Annotated in this window: 17 protein-coding genes; 9 read left to right on the forward strand and 8 right to left on the reverse strand. The window is 71.5% G+C overall.

Annotated elements, in window-relative coordinates:
• Nucleotides 1-177: 177 nt before the first annotated feature.
• Genes ACFY0T_RS20750 through paaN form a run of 4 tightly spaced genes read right to left on the reverse strand, consistent with a single transcriptional unit; the run spans nucleotide 178 to nucleotide 4,721 of the window.
• Nucleotides 178-1,038, reverse strand: coding sequence for a 3-hydroxyacyl-CoA dehydrogenase family protein (locus ACFY0T_RS20750; RefSeq protein WP_388872325.1), 861 nt, complete (start codon nucleotides 1,036-1,038; stop codon nucleotides 178-180).
• Nucleotides 1,035-1,796, reverse strand: coding sequence for an enoyl-CoA hydratase/isomerase family protein (locus ACFY0T_RS20755; protein WP_388872327.1), 762 nt, complete (start codon nucleotides 1,794-1,796; stop codon nucleotides 1,035-1,037). The genes ACFY0T_RS20750 and ACFY0T_RS20755 overlap by 4 nt, the downstream gene beginning before the upstream one ends.
• Complete coding sequence (locus ACFY0T_RS20760; RefSeq protein WP_388872330.1) at nucleotides 1,793-3,016, reverse strand: thiolase family protein; 1,224 nt, start codon at nucleotides 3,014-3,016, stop codon at nucleotides 1,793-1,795. The genes ACFY0T_RS20755 and ACFY0T_RS20760 overlap by 4 nt, the downstream gene beginning before the upstream one ends.
• Nucleotides 3,009-4,721, reverse strand: a complete 1,713-nt coding sequence (paaN, locus tag ACFY0T_RS20765) for a phenylacetic acid degradation protein PaaN (protein ID WP_388872333.1) — start codon at nucleotides 4,719-4,721, stop codon at nucleotides 3,009-3,011. Before paaN ends, ACFY0T_RS20760 begins: the two co-directional genes overlap by 8 nt.
• Before the next feature lie 96 nt (nucleotides 4,722-4,817).
• Here paaN and paaI point away from each other — a divergent pair, with 96 nt between their 5' ends.
• The 3 genes from paaI to ACFY0T_RS20780 are packed head-to-tail and all read left to right on the forward strand — an operon-like array spanning nucleotide 4,818 to nucleotide 7,289.
• A complete protein-coding gene (gene paaI / locus ACFY0T_RS20770) occupies nucleotides 4,818-5,294 on the forward strand; it encodes a hydroxyphenylacetyl-CoA thioesterase PaaI (RefSeq protein WP_388872336.1) in 477 nt (158 codons plus the stop codon).
• Complete coding sequence (paaK, locus tag ACFY0T_RS20775; RefSeq protein ID WP_388872340.1) at nucleotides 5,291-6,637, forward strand: phenylacetate--CoA ligase PaaK; 1,347 nt, start codon at nucleotides 5,291-5,293, stop codon at nucleotides 6,635-6,637. The genes paaI and paaK overlap by 4 nt, the downstream gene beginning before the upstream one ends.
• Before the next feature lie 31 nt (nucleotides 6,638-6,668).
• On the forward strand, nucleotides 6,669-7,289 hold the full coding sequence (locus tag ACFY0T_RS20780) for a TetR/AcrR family transcriptional regulator (protein ID WP_388872343.1): 621 nt from the start codon (nucleotides 6,669-6,671) through the stop codon (nucleotides 7,287-7,289).
• Nucleotides 7,290-7,472: 183 nt separating this feature from the next.
• On the opposite strand, the gene msrB is transcribed toward ACFY0T_RS20780, so the two are convergent.
• From msrB to ACFY0T_RS20800, 4 genes are all read right to left on the reverse strand, one after another.
• A complete protein-coding gene (gene msrB, locus ACFY0T_RS20785; protein ID WP_388872346.1) occupies nucleotides 7,473-7,880 on the reverse strand; it encodes a peptide-methionine (R)-S-oxide reductase MsrB in 408 nt (135 codons plus the stop codon).
• A gap of 49 nt (nucleotides 7,881-7,929) precedes the next feature.
• Complete coding sequence (gene murC, locus ACFY0T_RS20790; protein WP_388872349.1) at nucleotides 7,930-9,318, reverse strand: UDP-N-acetylmuramate--L-alanine ligase; 1,389 nt, start codon at nucleotides 9,316-9,318, stop codon at nucleotides 7,930-7,932.
• Between the two features lie 262 nt (nucleotides 9,319-9,580).
• Nucleotides 9,581-10,054, reverse strand: coding sequence for an indole-3-glycerol phosphate synthase (locus tag ACFY0T_RS20795; protein WP_388872352.1), 474 nt, complete (start codon nucleotides 10,052-10,054; stop codon nucleotides 9,581-9,583).
• A 132-nt stretch (nucleotides 10,055-10,186) separates the two neighbouring features.
• A complete protein-coding gene (locus tag ACFY0T_RS20800) occupies nucleotides 10,187-10,981 on the reverse strand; it encodes a pyrimidine reductase family protein (protein ID WP_388872355.1) in 795 nt (264 codons plus the stop codon).
• A 37-nt stretch (nucleotides 10,982-11,018) separates the two neighbouring features.
• Here ACFY0T_RS20800 and zapE point away from each other — a divergent pair, with 37 nt between their 5' ends.
• From zapE to ACFY0T_RS20830, 6 genes are all read left to right on the forward strand, one after another.
• Complete coding sequence (gene zapE / locus ACFY0T_RS20805; protein ID WP_388872357.1) at nucleotides 11,019-12,116, forward strand: cell division protein ZapE; 1,098 nt, start codon at nucleotides 11,019-11,021, stop codon at nucleotides 12,114-12,116.
• A gap of 155 nt (nucleotides 12,117-12,271) precedes the next feature.
• Nucleotides 12,272-12,610, forward strand: coding sequence for a hypothetical protein (locus tag ACFY0T_RS20810; protein ID WP_388872359.1), 339 nt, complete (start codon nucleotides 12,272-12,274; stop codon nucleotides 12,608-12,610).
• A 70-nt stretch (nucleotides 12,611-12,680) separates the two neighbouring features.
• Nucleotides 12,681-13,259, forward strand: coding sequence for a carbonic anhydrase (locus tag ACFY0T_RS20815; protein ID WP_388872362.1), 579 nt, complete (start codon nucleotides 12,681-12,683; stop codon nucleotides 13,257-13,259).
• 8 nt (nucleotides 13,260-13,267) lie between these two features.
• Nucleotides 13,268-14,743, forward strand: coding sequence for a SulP family inorganic anion transporter (locus tag ACFY0T_RS20820; protein ID WP_388872365.1), 1,476 nt, complete (start codon nucleotides 13,268-13,270; stop codon nucleotides 14,741-14,743).
• A 144-nt stretch (nucleotides 14,744-14,887) separates the two neighbouring features.
• A complete protein-coding gene (locus tag ACFY0T_RS20825) occupies nucleotides 14,888-15,859 on the forward strand; it encodes a slipin family protein (protein WP_388872367.1) in 972 nt (323 codons plus the stop codon).
• Between the two features lie 89 nt (nucleotides 15,860-15,948).
• On the forward strand, nucleotides 15,949-17,331 hold the full coding sequence (locus tag ACFY0T_RS20830; RefSeq protein WP_388872371.1) for an alkaline phosphatase PhoX: 1,383 nt from the start codon (nucleotides 15,949-15,951) through the stop codon (nucleotides 17,329-17,331).
• Nucleotides 17,332-17,531: the final 200 nt, after the last annotated feature.

Below are 17,531 nucleotides of genomic sequence, written 5' to 3' on the forward strand. Positions count from 1 at the left end.
GGTACTAGTCTGACGTGTTTTCCCGTGCCGGGCAAGACCCGGCCGGACTGTCGATGCCGACGTCGTCGGGGCCGGAGGCCTCGGGGCCAGAGGCGACGGGGCCAGAGGTGGCGGGGCGAGCGGCGACGGGGCCGGCGGCGGCCGGGCCAGAGGTGGCGGGGTCGGCGGCGACGGGGCTCACTGCCACGAGTAGAACCCCTGTCCGCTCTTGCGGCCCAGCTCGCCGCGGGCGACCTTGTCGCGCAGGAGCCGTGGTGGCGCGAAGCGCTCCCCCAGCATCGCGTGCAGGTGCTCGGCGATGGCGAGGCGTACGTCGAGTCCGACCAGGTCGGTCAGACGCAGCGGTCCCATCGGGTGCTTGTAGCCGAGGCTCATGGCGTCGTCGATGGCCTCCGGCTCGGCGACCCCCTCCTCGACCATGCGGATCGCCTCCAGGCCCAGCGCCACACCGAGGCGGCTGCTGGCGAACCCGGGCGAGTCCTTGACGACGACGTCCTTCTTGCCGAGGGCGTGCGTCCAGGCCAGCGCCGCGCGCACGGTCTCGTCCCCGGTGTCCGGCGCGACGACGATCTCCACCAGCTCGGAGGCCGGTACGGGGTTGAAGAAGTGCATGCCGAGGAAGCGCCCGGGGTGGGTGAGCGCGGAGGCGAGTTCGGTGACCGACAGCGAACTGGTGTTGCTCGCCAGCACGGTCGTGACGCTCACCGCCCGCTCCGCCGAGGCCAGCAGCCGGGCCTTGAGCGCGGCGTCCTCGGGGACGGCCTCGACGACCAGGTCGGCCGCAGCGGGCAGTGCGTCCACCGAGTCCACCGTGCCGACCCGGCCGAGCACCTGCTCGGCGGGTTCGGTGAGCCGGCCCCGCTCGGCGGCCCGCTGCAGACCGGTGGCGACGCGGTCCAGCGCGGCGGCCGCGGCCTGCGCACCGCTCTCCACGACGGTCACGGAGGAGCCCGCGGCCGCGAAGGACTGCGCGATCCCGGCGCCCATCCGGCCACCGCCGATCACACCGACGACGGCAGGCGCCGAAGGAGTGCTCATGACCTGTTGCTCCTCTTCTCCGAAGACTTCTCCAGGAACCGCGTCATGCGGTCCTTCTTGTCCTGTCCCTCGAACAGCACCGCCTGCGCCAGGTCGTCGGCCACCGGGTGGGCGCCGGGCGAGTCGACCACGAGCTTGGTCAGGCGCAGGGCGGTGGCGGAGGAGCGTGTCATGCAGTCGAGCAGCGCGTGCGCCTCGTCCAGCAGCCTGTCGGCCGGTACGACGTCGATGACCAGCCCGCACGCCAGGGCGGCGGCCGCGTCCAGCCGCCGACCGGCGAGCAGTACCTGCTTGGCGACCGACTCGCCGACCAGCTCGGGCAGCCGCCAGCAGGCCCCGGCGGCGGCGAGGATGCCGAGCCCTGGCTCCGGGTTGCCGAACACCGCGTCCGGCCCCGCGATCCGTACATCACAGGCGTACGACAGTTCCGCACCGCCGCCCAGTGCCCAGCCGTCGACGGCGGCGACGGTCGGCATCGGCAGCCTGCGCACCCGCTCGAACAGCCGGCTGTTGATGCCCCGCAGGGCCTCGTCCCGGCCGCGCCGCAGCAGCTCCGCGATGTCGGCGCCGCCCGCGAAGACCCCGCCGTGGCCGGTGAGCAGCAGCAGCTTGGGGTCCTGCTCCAACTGGCCGCAGACGGCGTGCAGTTCGCGGATCATCAGCCCGCTGATGGCGTTGCGCGCCTCGGGGCGGTGCAGGGTGACGACGACCCGGTCGTCGCGCTCCTCGACCAGGAGCGTGTCGTACGTGGTGGTCATACGCGCTCCACCAGCATCGCGACGCCCTGCCCGACGCCCACGCACAGCGTGGCGAGGCCCAGCTGGGCGTCCTCGCGTTCCAGCCGGCCGAGCAGGGTGAGCAGGATGCGCGCGCCGGAGCAGCCGAGCGGATGCCCGAGCGCGATGGCGCCGCCGTCGGCGTTGACCTTCTCCTCGTCGAGCTTCAGCCGCCGGATCACGGCCAGGGCCTGGGCGGCGAACGCCTCGTTCAGCTCGATCGCGTCCAGGTCGCCGGTCCCCCAGCCCGCGCGGGCGAGTGCCTGCTCCGTGGCGGGAACCGGACCGAGACCCATCAGGTTCGGCTGGACACCGGCCGAGGCGGAGGTGACGATCCGGGCCCGCGGTGTGAGCCCGTAGCGCTCGACGGCCGCGGCGCTCGCCACCACCAGCGCGGCGGCGCCGTCGGACAGCGGCGAGGAGGAACCGGCCGTGACGATGCCGTCCTTGCGGAAGATCGTCCGCAGGCTCCCCAGCTTCTCCAACGTGGTGGCGGGCCGCGGTCCCTCGTCGCGGGTCACCTCGCCGTCCTTCACCGGCACCGGGACGATCTCGCGGTCGAAGCGCCCGGCCTCCTGCGCGGCGACGGCCCGCTGATGGCTGCGCAGCGCGAAGGCGTCGGAGTCGGCGCGGGTGATGCCGTCGAGGGCGGCGACCTCCTCGGCGGTCTCGCCCATCGACAGGGTGACCTTCGCCGTCTCGGGGCCGGCACCGGCGGGTATCGCCCGGTCGGCGGCGGAGAAGCGCGGGTTGGTGAAACGCCAGCCCAGCGAGGTGTCGTGCACCTCGCCCGGCTTGGCCCACGGGGCCCCGGGCTTCGCCATCACCCAGGGCGCGCGGGTCATCGACTCCACGCCGCCCGCGACGACGAGTTCGGCCTCGCCGGACCGGATCGCCTGGGCCGCGCTCGCGACCGCTGTCAGCCCGGACGCGCACAGCCGGTTGACGCTGTAGCCGGGCACGGTGTGCGGGAGCCCGGCGAGCAGCACGGCCATGCGGGCCACGTCCCGGTTGTCCTCACCGGCCTGATTGGCGGCCCCGAGGATCACCTCGTCCACGGCCTCGCCCGGAATTCCGGCACGCCGGACGGCCTCACCGACCACCAGGGCCGCGAGATCGTCGGGGCGTACGGAGGCCAGCGCGCCGCCGTAGCGGCCCTGCGGGGTGCGGGCCCCGTCGATCAGAAAGACCTCGTCAGGCATGGGCGGACTCCTCAGCAGCGACGGGCCGACGCGACTGCAGCGTCGCGAACCGGCCGGTGACGAACGCGGGGTCGGACAGGGTGGCGCTGGCGGCCCGGTTGGCGGCGCTGCCGTGGAAGTCACTGAAGGCCGCGGACTGGTTGACGAAGACCCCACCGGTGAGGTTCTCCGACAGGTGCACTCCGGCGTCCAGGGCCGCCAACTCCGCGGTGTCCAGCACCTCTTCACTGGTGGAGTGGACGGCCGCGGTCAGCGCGCCGTGCGCGCGCACCGTCTCCTGGAAGATCCGCAGACTGTGCTCGGTGGAGTCGGTGCCGATGACGAAGGAGACCGGCCCGAACCACTCGCGGGTGTACGTCTCCCGGTCGGCCTCCCCGTCCAGGCGCGCCACCAGCGGCGTACGGACGACCGCGTCCGGGTACTCGGGGTGCTCGACGGACGCCGACGCACGCACCGTACGACCGAGCCCGGCCGCCACCTCCAGCCGTTCCCGCACCCCGTCATTGACGATCGCGCCAAGGGTGCCCGCGGCGCGGGCGGGGTCGCCGAGCAACGTCTCCAGGGCTCCCGCGAGGTCGGCGGCGAACTCGTCCGCGGACTTCACCCCCTGGTCGGTGGCGAAGCCCTCGCGGGCGATGAGCAGGTTCTGCGGGGTCGTGCACATCTGGCCGCTGTAGAGGGACAGCGAGAAGGCCAGGTTGCCCAGCAGACCCCGGTAGTCGTCCGTCGAATCAAGGACGACGGTGTTGAGGCCCGCCTTCTCGGTGTACACGGCGGCCTGGCGGGCGTGAGTCTCCAGCCAGTCGCCGAAGACGGTCGAGCCGGTGAAGTCGACGATCCGTACGTCCGGGTGGAGGGCGAACTCCGAAGCCGTACGCTCCTTTGCACCCTCCGCCGCCAGGATCACCAGGTTCGGGTCGAAGCCCGCCTCGGCCAGCACCTCGCGGGCGATGCGCACGGTGATCGCGAGCGGCAGCACGGCACCCGGGTGCGGCTTGACGACGACCGGATTGCCGGTGACCAGGGAGGCGAACAGGCCCGGGTAGCCGTTCCAGGTCGGGAAGGTGTTGCAGGCGATCAGCAGCGCCACCCCGCGCCCCACCGGTGTGAACTTCTTGTCCATCACCAGCGGCCCACCCTTGCGCTGCGGCTTGCTCCAGCGAGCCGCGCCCGGGTGCCGCTTCTGCTCCGCCCAGGCGTACGCCACCGCCTCCAGGCCACGGTCCTGCGCGTGCGGGCCGCCCGCCTGGAAGGCCATCACGAAGGCCTGCCCGGTGGTGTGCTGCACGGCGTGCGCGATCTCGAAACTCGCGGCGTTGAGCCGGGCCAGGATCTCGGCGGCGACTCCGGCACGGGTGTCGGGGCCCGCGTCGCGCCAGGCGCCGGTGGCGGCCTTCGCGGCGGCGACCGCCTCGTCCGGCGCGACGCGCGGGTAGGTGATGCCGAGCGGGAAGCCGTACGGGGAGGTCTCGGTGGCCGGCACCACGCCGTTGCCCGGGTGACCGGGGAGCTCGAAGTGACCTCCGATCCGGTCCCGGAAGGCCGCTTCCCCGTCCTTCGCCGCGTCCTCTCCGTACACCGACTTGCTCGGCGACTCCGGGTACGGCGTCCAGTGGTCCCGGCTCGCGGTGGCGGCGACCGCCCGCTCCAGCAGGTCTCGGTGACGGGCGAAGAAGTCCGGACGGTCAGGGAGGTTCTGGGGCATGCGTTCCACCTCTTGACAGGCAGCGGCGTGGCTGGATTACTAGGCCGTGCCGCACGCTAACCGAATGTTCGGTCGGGAGACAAGGTGGTGGAAAAGGTGACCCGGACCACTGACGCGACTCCTGCCGAGGCGATGTTCGCCGCCGACGACGCGTCCCGGAGTCTCGGCATCGAACTGCTGGAGCACGGGGAGGGCACCGCCGTTCTCCGGATGACCGTGACCCCGGCGATGGTGAACGGACACAAGATCGCCCACGGCGGCTATCTGTTCCTGTTCGCCGACACCGCCTTCGCCTGCGCCTGCAACAGCCACGGCCCGGTGACCGTCGCGGCCGGCGCCGACATCACCTTCGTCGCCCCGGCGTACGAGGGCGACGTACTCGTGGCGACGGCCGAGGAGCGCACCCGGTTCGGCCGCAGCGGCCTGTACGACGTGAGCGTCCGACGCATCAATGACGGTCCGCGCGAAGCGCGGTCCGTTGAGGGTGGTGGCGGGAGACGGGCGGGCGAGGTGATCGCGGAGTTCCGCGGACGCAGCCGCAGCATGAGAAGCACGACGAAGGAGTCGCGATGAGCACCGCACCGACGGCCGGCGCGGCCGCCGCCCACCGCCTGGGCGAACCGCTCCCCCACGACCTGCTGGACGACGGCGAGCGCCTGACCCGCGAGCAGCTCAGGAAGCTCCAACTCGACCGTCTGCGGGCGACGTTGCGGCACGCGTACGACAACGTGGAGCTGTACCGGAAGAAGTTCGACGAGGCCGGGGTCGGGCCCGACGACTGCCGTTCGCTTCAGGACCTGTCCCGGTTCCCCTTCACCACCAAGGCGGACCTGCGGGACACCTACCCCTTCGGCATGTTCGCCGTCCCGATGGCCGACGTACGGCGTATCCACGCCTCCAGCGGCACCACCGGCCGCCCCACGGTCGTCGGCTACACGGAAAACGACCTGTCCATGTGGGCGGACATGGTCGCCCGCTCGATCCGCGCGGCCGGCGGCCGTCCCGGGCACAAGGTGCACATCTCCTACGGTTACGGCCTGTTCACCGGCGGCCTGGGCGCACACTACGGCGCCGAGCGCGCCGGATGCACGGTGATCCCGGCCTCCGGTGGCATGACGGCGCGCCAGGTGCAGATCATCCAGGACTTCAAGCCCGAGATCATCATGGTCACCCCGTCCTACATGCTCACGCTGCTCGACGAGTTCGAGCGACAGGGCGTCGACCCGCGCACCAGCTCCCTGAAGGTGGGCATCTTCGGTGCGGAGCCGTGGACGGAGGAGATGCGCCGGGAGATCGAGGAGCGCATGGACATCCACGCCGTCGACATCTACGGCCTGTCCGAGGTGATCGGCCCGGGCGTCGCGCAGGAGTGCGTGGACACCAAGGACGGCCTCCACGTCTGGGAGGACCACTTCTACCCCGAGGTCGTCGACCCGATCACGGACGCCGTCCTGCCCGAGGGCGAGGAGGGCGAGGTCGTCTTCACCTCGCTCACCAAGGAGGCCCTGCCGATCATCCGCTACCGCACCCGCGACCTGACCCGGCTGCTGCCCGGCACCGCCAGGCCCGCCTTCCGCCGCATCCAGAAGATCACCGGTCGCTGCGACGACATGATCATCCTGCGCGGGGTGAACGTCTTCCCCAGCCAGATCGAGGAGATCGTGCTGCGCACGCCCGGGGTCGCGCCGCACTTCCAGATCCAGCTGACCCAGCGCGGCCGCATGGACCACATGGTCGTCCGTGTCGAGGCACGCCCCGCCGCCGGTCCCGAGCAGCGGGAAGCGGCCGCCAAGGCGATCGCCCAGGGTGTCAAGGACGGGGTGGGTGTCACCGTCGAAGTGGCGATCGTCGACCCGGAGACCCTGGAGCGCTCGCTCGGAAAGCTCCGCCGCGTCAAGGATCTCCGCCGCCCATGACCGTCACCGTCCCCCTTGCGAGAAGAGCCAGGTGAGGAGAACGCCTCCGCAGAGCCCCGCCGGCCGTCGTGACCGCCCGGCCTACGACCGCCAGTCCCTGCTGGAGGTCGCCGTCACGGTCTTCAACGAGCGCGGTTACGACGGCACCGGCATGGAGGAACTGGCCAGGCGGCTGGGCCTGAGCAAGTCCAGCATCTACCACCACACCTCCGGCAAGGAGGAACTGCTCGATCTCGCCGTCGGCCGCGCTCTGGACGCCCTCTTCGCCGTTCTCGACGAGGAGCACCGGGCCGAGGACACGACGGCGACGGCGCGGCTGGAGCATGTCGTGCACCGCAGCGTCGAAGTCCTCGCCGCCGAACTGCCCTATGTCACGCTGCTGCTGCGGGTGCGCGGCAACAGCGCGGTCGAGCGGCGGGCCCTGGAGCGGCGCCGGGAGTTCGACCACCGTGTGGCCGAGCTGGTGGCCCGGGCGGCGGCCGAGGGCGGCGTACGCGACGACATCGACCCGCATCTCGCGAGCCGCCTGCTGTTCGGCACCGTCAACTCGCTCATCGAGTGGTACCGGCCGGAGGGCGGACTGCCGGTGACGGCGCTGGCGGACGCCCTGACGGCCGTCCTCTTCGACGGACTGCGCGGCGGGGCACAATGAGTCACCGGCGAAGGAGGCAGCCCATGGCCACCGTCCCTCAGGCCCGGTGACAGGGCCCAGCGATTCCAGCAGCTCGCCTCCGACGCGTTCGCCCCGCTGCGCATCCGCACCCGGGCCGCGGCTCCGTGCCGATAGCGGCGACCACTGGCCTCCGGTGACCGGCCCGGGCGGCGCCGACGCGTATCAGCCTGCGTCGGGCGTCAGCCGCAACGAAATGCTGTTGATGCAGTACCGCTGGTCGGTGGGCGTCGGATACCCCTCACCCTCGAACACATGCCCAAGATGCGAGCCGCACCGGGCACACCGCACCTCCGTGCGCACCATCCCGTGCGACCGGTCCTCGATCAGCTCGACCGCGTCGGTGTCCTTCGGGTCGTAGAAGGACGGCCAGCCGCAGTGCGACTCGAACTTCTCGTTGGACGTGAAGAGTTCGGCGCCGCAGGCGCGACAGGAGTAGACGCCCTTGGTCTTGGAGTCGGTGTACTCGCCGGTGAACGCCGGCTCCGTGCCCGCCTTGCGGAGGACCGTGTACTCAGCCGGGGTCAGCTCCGCGCGCCACTGCTCGTCCGGCTTTTCGATGTCGTACGACATGAAGCTCAACCCCTCACTACAAGTACGTCACTGCACGTACGGTGTACGGCTATTTCGACAGGCGGGTCAGGATCTCGGGACCGAGGTCCGTGACGTCGCCCGCGCCCATGGTGAGAACGAGATCACCGGGCTTGGCCATTCCCGCGACGGCAGAGGGGACCTCGGCCTTGTCGTGGACCGCGGTCACGTCCGCGCCCGCCGCCCGTGCCGCCGCGATGATCAGGTCGCTCGTGACACCCGGGATCGGGTCCTCGCGGGCCGGGTAGATGTCCAGGACGACCGAGGCGTCCGCCAGCGCCAGGGCCTCGCCCATCTCCTTGCCGAGCTCCTGGGTGCGGGAGAACAGATGGGGCTGGAAGACCACGAGGATGCGGCCGGCGGCGCCCGCGCGCATGGCCTCCAGGTCGGCCGTCATCTCCGTCGGGTGGTGTGCGTAGGAGTCGATGACCTGGACGCCCGCCTCCTCGCCCTTCAGCTGGAGGCGGCGCTTCACCCCCGTGTAGGAGGCGAGCGCGGGGGCCAGCTCGGCCGCCGGGATGCCGAGCGCCACGCCCGCCGCCAGTGCCGCCACCGCGTTGTGCGCGTAGTGGCGGCCGGGGACGGAGACCGTGAAGGTCAGCTCCGAGCCGTCGAGGAGCACCGTCACCTCGCTCTTCAGGCCGTGCGGGACCACGGAGAGCACACGGACGTCGGCGTCCGCCGATTCGCCGTACGTCACCACACGCACGTCACAGGCCGTGACGCGCCGTGTCAGCTCGCGCGCGCCCTCGTGGTCCGCCGAGATCACCAGCGTGCCGCCCTCCGTGACGCGGTCCACGAACGTCTCGAAGGACTCGTAGATCTCGTCCATGGACGCGTAGTTGGCGTGGTGGTCGAGCTCCACGTTCAGCACGATCGCCACCTCGGGCGCGTACTTGTGGAAGCTGCGGTCCGATTCGTCGGCCTCGGCGACGAAGATCTCGCCCTCGCCGTGCAGGGCGTTCGAGCCGGGGGCGTCGAGGTCGCCGCCGATCGCGTACGACGGGGACAGGCCCAGGGACGACAGCGACACCGCCAGCATCGACGTGGTCGTCGTCTTGCCGTGGGTGCCCGCGACCGCGATCGGGCGCAGGCCGTCCATCAGCCGGGCGAGGGCGTCCGAGCGGTGCACCACCGGGATGCCGAGCTCGGCCGCGCGGGCCAGCTCCGGGTTGTCCGCGCGGATCGCGGAGGAGACGACGACGCAGGTGGCGTCGGACGCCAGGTGGTCGGCCGCGTGGCCGATGTGCACCGTCGCGCCGAGCGCGCGCAGGGCCTCGGCGGTCGCGGACTCCTTCGCGTCGCTGCCCGCCACCTTGGCCCCGCGCTGCGCGAGGATCTTCGCGATGCCCGACATCCCGGCGCCGCCGATGCCGATGAAGTGCGGTCGGTCCATGGCGGTAGGAAGGCCGGGTGCCATGCGTATGTCTCCCCAAGATCCGGTACGACGATGAGCGCGCCCCCTGAAGGAGCGCGCCCCCAGCCTATGCCGTGGCCGGGGCAGCGCCCCGCAAGGGTCGCGGGGCCGTGCCCTTGTGCGGCTCCGCCGCGCGGGCGCGACCAGCCACGAAGCACCCGCACCCAGAAAAACACCGCACCCCCGCGGCGCCCACGGCCAAGCCCAGCCCCAGCGGCAGCGGCAGCGGCAGCGGCAGCGGCAGCGGCAGCGGCAGCGGCAGCGATCACGCCTTGCTGTGCGAGAACAGTTTCAGCACCGGCACGCCGACCTTGTGGCGGGCCCGGGAGGCCCAGTCGCGGTGGAAGAACTCCTCCACGTAGTGGGGGTCGGTCAGCACGATGACCTCGTCGGCGTCGGTCTCGTCGACCAGGGCCTTCAGGGCATCCAGCGGGTGGTCCTCGATGAGCCGGCCCTCGGCCTCGCTGCCGGAGGCACGCAGAGCCGTCAGCGACACCTCCAGGGCCTGCTCCCCCTGACTGGCCGCCTCCTCGCCCTCCGGTGTCTCGCCTTCGCGAGCCGCCTCGTCCAGCTCGCCGAGCGCGACATCGTCGATGGCCCGCAGCAGCCGGTCCGCCTGGTCGCCCCGCGGCTGCAGCAGCACGTGGAAGGCGACCGGCTCGTCGCCGTGCAAGGTGGTGACGAACTCCACGTCGGCGGACGTCAGGGCCTTCTCGATCATCAATACGCTTGTGAACACGACAGGCGCCCTTCTCCTCCGTGGGCCTCCCTGGGCCCCTGCGGAAACCATCCTGCCCCGTGACCGCACGGGGACTGCGAGATTTAGTGTGCCCAGCGAAAGATAAGCGGAATGGGACATTCCACCCACTTGTCAGGACCGACGGTATCGGCTGTACAGGAACCCGGCCTCCTCCAGCAGGGACACGAGTTCGAACCGCTTCGGGACCGCCATCGCGGGTCCTCCGGCGATCCGCTGCGCGTCGCCCGCGGCGAGCATCGGCGACACGGTCAGACAGAGCTCGTCGAGCACTCCCGCCGCGACGAACTGGCCGAGCAGCCGGGGCCCGCCCTCGGTCAGCAGCCGGGTGAGACCGAGCTCCCCGAGGGCCCGTACGGCGCGGGCGGGATGCACGCCCGTCTCGTCCCCGGCGATCACCACCTGGACGCCCGCCTTCTCGGCCGCCGCGACCCGCTCGGGAGGCGCCGCGGCACCCGTGAGCACCAGCGTGGGCACGAGGGGCGAGGTGAAGAGCGGAAGCGAGAAGTCCAGGTCGAGGCTGGCCGTGACGATCGCGATGGCCGGCGCGGGGCCCTGTCCGGCCGCCTCCCGGAGCGCCGCGAACGCCTCACGCGCGCGTGCCGGACGATAGCCCTCCTGCCGTACGGTTTCCGCGCCGACGACCACGGCGTCCGCGAGTCCCCGCAGCACGCCGAAGATCCGCATGTCGGTGGCGTTGGAGATGGGCTGCGAGCGCCCGTCGTGCTGGGCGGCGCCGTCGAGCGTGGAGACCATGTTTGCGCGCAGCCAGGGTGCGCGGCGGTCAGGGTAGGCGTAGGCCTCCGCCAGTTCCCCGAGCCCCCATTCTCGGTCCGTCACATCCGCCTCAGGGGCCCCACCCGAGGCCTGGGCTGCTGTTTCGTAGGTCACAGGGAACAGGCGTCGCATGACGTGCAGTGTGGCACGGCCCTTAGAGTGGGGAACCGTGTCGTCCTCCACCACCGCCTCCGGGATCGACCCGATAACCGAAGCGGCCCCCCTGTCCCTGTGCGCCCGCGAGCCGCACGTCCCCGCCGACCGGCTCGTGGCCGAGATGGTGCCCCCGCCGCGCTTCGACTCGGTCCGCTTCGCCACGTACATCCCGGACCCGAACCAGCCGAGCCAGACCGAGGCCGTCCGCGTCCTCGAGGGCTTCGCCGGCGGGCTCGGCGGGGCGCACGCGGTGGGCGGCGGCAAGCGGCGGCTGTTCGGCTTCGGCAAGGTCCCGAAGACGCCCGCAGGGCCTCGCGGCGTCTACCTCGACGGCGGCTACGGCGTCGGCAAGACCCACCTGCTGGCCTCCCTGTGGCACGCGACCCCGGCGGAGCCCGCGCTCAAGGCGTTCGGCACCTTCGTGGAGCTGACGAACCTGGTCGGCGCGCTCGGCTTCCAGAAGACCGTGCAGACGCTGTCCGGGCACCGGCTGCTGTGCATCGACGAGTTCGAGCTGGACGACCCGGGCGACACCGTCCTGGTGTCCACCCTGCTGGGCAAGCTGGTCGACGCGGGCGTCGCGCTCGCGGCCACCTCGAACACGCTGCCGGGCAAGCTCGGCGAGGGCCGGTTCGCGGCCGCCGACTTCCTGCGCGAGATCCAGGGCCTGTCCGCGCACTTCCGGCCGCTGCGCATCGACGGCGAGGACTACCGCCACCGCGGGCTGCCCGAGGCCCCGGCGCCGTTCTCGGACGAGCAGGTCACGAAGACCGCGTACGCCACCGACGGCGCCTCCCTCGACGACTTCCCGCACCTGCTCGACCACCTCGCGCGCGTCCACCCCAGCCGGTACGGCGCCCTGACGGACGGCCTCAGGGCCGTCTGCCTCACCGACGTCATGCCGGTCCCGGACCAGTCGACCGCGCTGCGGCTCGTCGTGCTCGCCGACCGCCTCTACGACCGCGAGGTGCCGGTCCTCGCCTCCGGAATGCCCTTCGACAAACTGTTCAGCGAGGAGATGCTGAACGGCGGCTACCGCAAGAAGTACTTCCGCGCGATATCGCGGCTCACCGCGCTGGCGCGGGACGCCAAGGGGCTCGTGGCGGGCTAGGAAGGCTCCGCGAAGGGCAAGATCGCGCCAACTCCCCCTCCCGTTTCGGGCGCTCTTCCGGGTGAAACGCCGAGTTAACCCTGCAAACAACTTGCCGCGTTAACGTATGTATTGACGCTGACGGTTGACGCGAGTATGGGGCGGGGAGGGAGCGCATGTTACGAGGTACGACGACCCGGACCCTGTATGTGGTACTCGCCGCCGTCCTCATCTGTCTGCAACTCTGCACCCCCACCGAGGCGTTCGCGTCCGCGTACAGAGGCGAGGTCGCCTCCTGCGCCGAGGCCGAGCATCCGCACAAGATGGCCCCGCCCCTGGGAGCCCGCCGGCGGATGCGCGACGAGGACCTGGTGCCCGAGACACCGGCGCGCGCCCTGCTGGCGTGCGACCCCGCGGCCACGTACCCGCCGGTCCCGCTCGCCGCCACGCACCCCCGTACGTCGAGTGCGTCGGCCAACCACTCCCCCGCGAGACTTCAGGTCTTCCTCTGCTGAGCGGAGCGCGTCCCCCCACGCTCTGTTTCGTAAGCCGACGCGCCCGCAGGGCGCGCCAGGAGGAACTGACATGCAGCCTCTCATCGACCATGCCCGCTCCTTCGGCCGGCGGCCCGAGGATTTCGCCTCGCTCGCCCAAGGCCAGTCCCCGCAGGTCCTGTTCGTCACCTGCTCCGACTCCCGGGTCGTCCCGGCCCTGATCACCGGCGCCCGCCCGGGCGAGCTCTTCGAGCTGCGCACCGCGGGCAACATCGTGCCGCCCTACGTCTCCGGACGGCCGACCTCCGAGGCGGCCACCGTCGAGTACGCGGTGGACGTACTCGGCGTCTCCGAGATCGTGGTCTGCGGCCACTCGCACTGCGGCGCCGTGGGCGCCCTGGTGCGCGGCGAGGACCTGAACGCCGTACCGGCCGTGCGCGACTGGCTCGCGCAGGCCGAGCCCCCCACCGACGCGCCGGACGACGACCCGGCCGTCGCCGACGCGGTGCAGAACCACGTCCTCGCCCAGCTCCTGCGGCTTGGCGGATACCCGTGTGTGCAGCGTGCCCTGACGGCGGGTCACCTGCGCCTGCACGGCTGGTACTACGAGGTCCACACCGGCGCCGTGCGCGCGCATCGGCCGGACACCGACTCCTTCGAGGCGCTGTGAGCCGCGCGATGACCCTCCCGAACCTCACCAGGCGACTCCCGTACCTGCGGCAGGACTTCGCCGCCTCGATCGTCGTGTTCCTCGTCGCCCTGCCGCTGTGCGTGGGCGTCGCCGTCGCCTCCGGAGTCCCGGCCGAACTCGGCCTGGTCACCGGCATCGTGGGCGGTCTCGTCACCGGGCTGATGCGCGGCAGCAGCCTCCAGGTGTCGGGGCCGGCCGCGGGGCTGACCGTGCTGGTCTTCGAGGCCGTTCGGGAGTACGGGCTCGCCGTGCTCGGAGTCGTCGTGCTCGCCACGGGTGTGCTCCAACTCCTCATGGGCGCCCTGAAGCTGGGGCGCTACTTCCGGGCGATCTCGGTGGCCGTCGTCGAGGGCATGCTGGCCGGGATCGGGCTCGTGCTGATCGCGGGCCAGCTCTACTCGATGGCGGGCCTCAAGGCACCGGCGTCCGGACTCGACAAGCTCGCCGGGCTGCCGGGGGCGCTCGTCGACGCCGCCGGGAGCACCGAGGCGCTGGCCTCGCTCGGGCTCGGCGCGGGCACCGTAGCCGTCCTCGTCCTGTGGCAGCGGCTGCCGCGGCGCGTGCGGACGGTGCCGGCGGCGCTCGGCGCGGTCGTCCTCGCCACCCTCGCCACGCCGGTGTTCGGGCTCCCCGTCGCCACGGTCGAGGTGCGCGGGCTGCTGGGCTCGCTCCAGCCGCCGCCCCTCGACGCGTTCGGTGAGCTGGTGAGCGTCGGCGTCCTCGGCACGATCCTGGCGTTCACCCTGATCGCCTCCGCCGAGTCGCTGTTCAGCGCGGCGGCCGTGGACCGACTGCACGACGGGCCGCGGACGGCGTACGACAAGGAACTCATGGCGCAGGGCGCGGGCAACACGGTCTGCGGGCTGCTCGGCGCGCTGCCGATGACCGCCGTGATCGTCCGCAGCGCGGCGAACGTCCAGGCTGGTGCGCGGACGAAGGCGTCCCGGGTGCTGCACGGCGTGTGGTTGCTGCTGTTCGCGGCGCTGCTGCCCGCCGCGCTCGGCGTCATCCCGCTGCCCGCCCTCGCGGGCATCCTCGTGCACGCGGGCTGGAAGCTGATCCCGCTGCGCGAGATCGCGTCGCTGTGGCGCGAGCACCGGGGCGAGGCGCTGATCCTCGTGGTCACCGCCGTGTCGATCGTCGCCGTCAGCATGTTCGAGGGCGTGCTGATCGGGCTCGCGCTGGCCGTCGCCAAGACGGCGTGGGAGGCCTCGCACGTGCGCCTCGACGTCATAGACAAGGGCGCCGGGCCCGTCCAGGCGTACCTCTCGGGCAACGCGACCTTCCTGCGGCTGCCGAAGATCCTCGACAGCCTGGAGGCGCTGCCGCAGGACCGGCCCGTCGAGCTGGACCTCTCCGGTCTGCACCACCTGGACCACGCGTGCCGGACCGCGCTGGAGAACTGGTCGGCGCGGCACAGTGCGACGGGGATCGAGCCGGTGAAGGTCACGCCGGGATCGTGAACCGGGGGCCGGGCCCGCCCTGCGGCGGGCCCGGCCCTTCGGCGTACGGCAGGCCCAGCCCGAGGGCGTCAACAGGTCCAGCCCTACGACGTAAAGTGGATACGTCAGGCATAGCGGTGGTGGGCGGCTCGGAAGGGAGTCGTCATGGTCGAAGAAATCGTCGTCGCGGCGGTGACAGCCGGTACGGCCGGCCTGGTCTACCTGTCGGCGGCGGCCCGGGTCGTCAAGCAGTACGAGCGCGGTGTAGTCCTCCGGCTGGGGCGGTTCACGGGAGGTGTGCGCCCGCCGGGCTTCACCATGATCGTCCCCATCATCGACCGGCTGCACAAGGTCAACATGCAGATCGTGACGATGCCGGTGCCCGCGCAGGAGGGCATCACGCGGGACAACGTCACGGTGCGGGTCGACGCGGTCGTCTACTTCAAGGTGGTCAACGCGCCCGACGCGATCATCCAGGTCGAGGACTACCGTTTCGCGGTCTCGCAGATGGCGCAGACCTCGCTGCGGTCCATCATCGGCAAGAGCGACCTCGACGACCTCCTGTCCAACCGCGAGAAGCTCAACCAGGGCCTGGAGCTGATGATCGACAGCCCGGCCATCGGCTGGGGCGTGCAGATCGACCGCGTCGAGATCAAGGACGTGTCGCTGCCGGAGACGATGAAGCGCTCGATGGCCCGGCAGGCCGAGGCCGACCGCGAGCGGCGGGCCCGGATCATCAACGCGGACGCGGAGCTGCAGGCCTCCAAGAAGCTGGCCGAGGCCGCCGGAGTGATGTCCCAGCAGCCCGCCGCGCTCCAACTGCGGCTGTTGCAGACCGTGGTGGCGGTCGCGGCCGAGAAGAACTCCACGCTCGTGCTGCCCTTCCCGGTGGAGCTGCTGCGGTTCCTGGAGCGGGCGCAGGCCGGACAGGCGCCGCAAGCGGTCGAGCAGCCGGCGCCCCCGCGACCCGATGAGCACGTGCGGCTCGACGAGCCCGATGAAATCGACCAGCCGGACGAGTCCGCCGAACTCGGCCGGCCCGATGAACTCCAGAAGCTCGATGAGGTCCCCGGACTCCAGGAGCTCGATCCGCTCCGTGGCCTTGACGAGCTCGATGAGCCCAAGGGCGACGAGTGACACGTGTGACGCGCGTGGTTCCGGCGGCCCCCACCCCGTGATACACACAGGCGGGTCACAGTCCTGTCCGCCAGCAGGAAGGTTGCCCCATGCCCGAAAACGGCCGCTCCACGACACGGCGTCAGGCGATTGCTCGCACCGCAGTGTTAAGCGCCTCGATCGCCTTCGCCGGAAACCTCTCCGAACTCTTCGCGGGCACCGCCGCCGCGCAGAACCTCGGCCACAGCGGCTACGGCCCCCTGGTCCCCGACCCGAACGGACTGCTCGACCTGCCGGAAGGTTTCCGCTACCGGGTCCTGTCCCGCGAGGGCGACCAACTCCGCTCCGGTGAGGGCCTGGTGCCCAGCAACCACGACGGCATGTCGGCCTTCAGGGGCAGAAACGGCCGTGTCCACCTGGTCCGCAACCACGAGAACCGCGTCACCGCGAAGATCCCGGTCCCGACGATCGATGGCCTGACGTACGACCCGATGGGCAAGGGTGGTTGTACGTCGCTGACGCTGGACCGGGGCGGGAACGTCCTGTCGGAGCGCGTCGCCATCGCCGGTACGGCTGTGAACTGCGCAGGCGGGCCCACCCCTTGGGGCACATGGCTGACCTGCGAGGAGACCGAGGACAAGGCAGGCACCAACGGCTACACCAAGGACCACGGTTTCATCTTCGAGGTCGCCCCGGTGGACCCGCACCGAACCGGAGCCGTCCCGCTCACCGCCATGGGCCGCTTCCAGCACGAGGCGATCGCCGTCGACCCGAAGCGGGGCATCGTCTACGAGACCGAGGACGCGTTCCTCAATCCCTTCGGCCTCTTCTACCGTTTTCTGCCCAACAGGCCCGAGGGCGGGACCGGTTCACTGCGCGCGGGAGGCCGGCTCCAGGCGATGCGCGTGCCCGGCGTAGCGGACCTGTCGTCCATCCAGGAGACCGGCGCGAGCTTCGACGGCATCGAGTGGGTGGACGTACCGGACCCGCTCGCCGCCCAAACACCCATCCGCCTGCAGGACTTCGGCCCGAAGGGCATCACGCACGCCCAGAAGCTGGAGGGCTGCTACTGGGGCGGCACATGCGTGTACTTCGTGTCCTCCTTCGCCCGCGGCGCGGACGGCTCGGCCGCCGACCACTACGGCCAGATCTGGCGCTACGACCCCTCGACGCGCCGGCTCACCCTGGTGATCGTCTTCGGCCCCGACACCGACGTACAGCTCCCCGGCGAGTCCCCCGACAACATCTGCCTCGCCCCCGGCGGCGGCCTCATGGTCTGCGAGGACGGCAACGGCGCGCAGCACGTCTTCGGCGTGACACGGCGCGGCGAGGTGTACCCCCTGGTACGCGGCGCGCAAAACATCGGCACCCCGGAGGCCCCGGAGTGGGGCGAGTTCGCGGGCGTCACGTTCTCGCCCGACGGCGGAACGATGTACGTGAACTGCTACACACCGGGAACGACGTTCGCGGTGACGGGCCCCTGGCGGAGCTAGGTGACGAGGCCGTGGCGGAGCCAAGCGCCGCCTTCGCGGGTGTCGGCCTCGGAGTAAATCCGATGCCTGCCCGGCGGTCTCCTGCTAGCGTCGCCGACATGAAGCGTGCCGCTGTGAACACGACGACGCCGGAGAGTGTCCCGGCGCGCTGACCGCTGACGTGAGTCCGAAGCCCCGGGGCGAGTGCCCCGGGGCTTCGT

Origin of the sequence: Streptomyces sp. NPDC001530, assembly GCF_042894545.1 — a bacterium.
Taxonomy (GTDB): domain Bacteria; phylum Actinomycetota; class Actinomycetes; order Streptomycetales; family Streptomycetaceae; genus Streptomyces.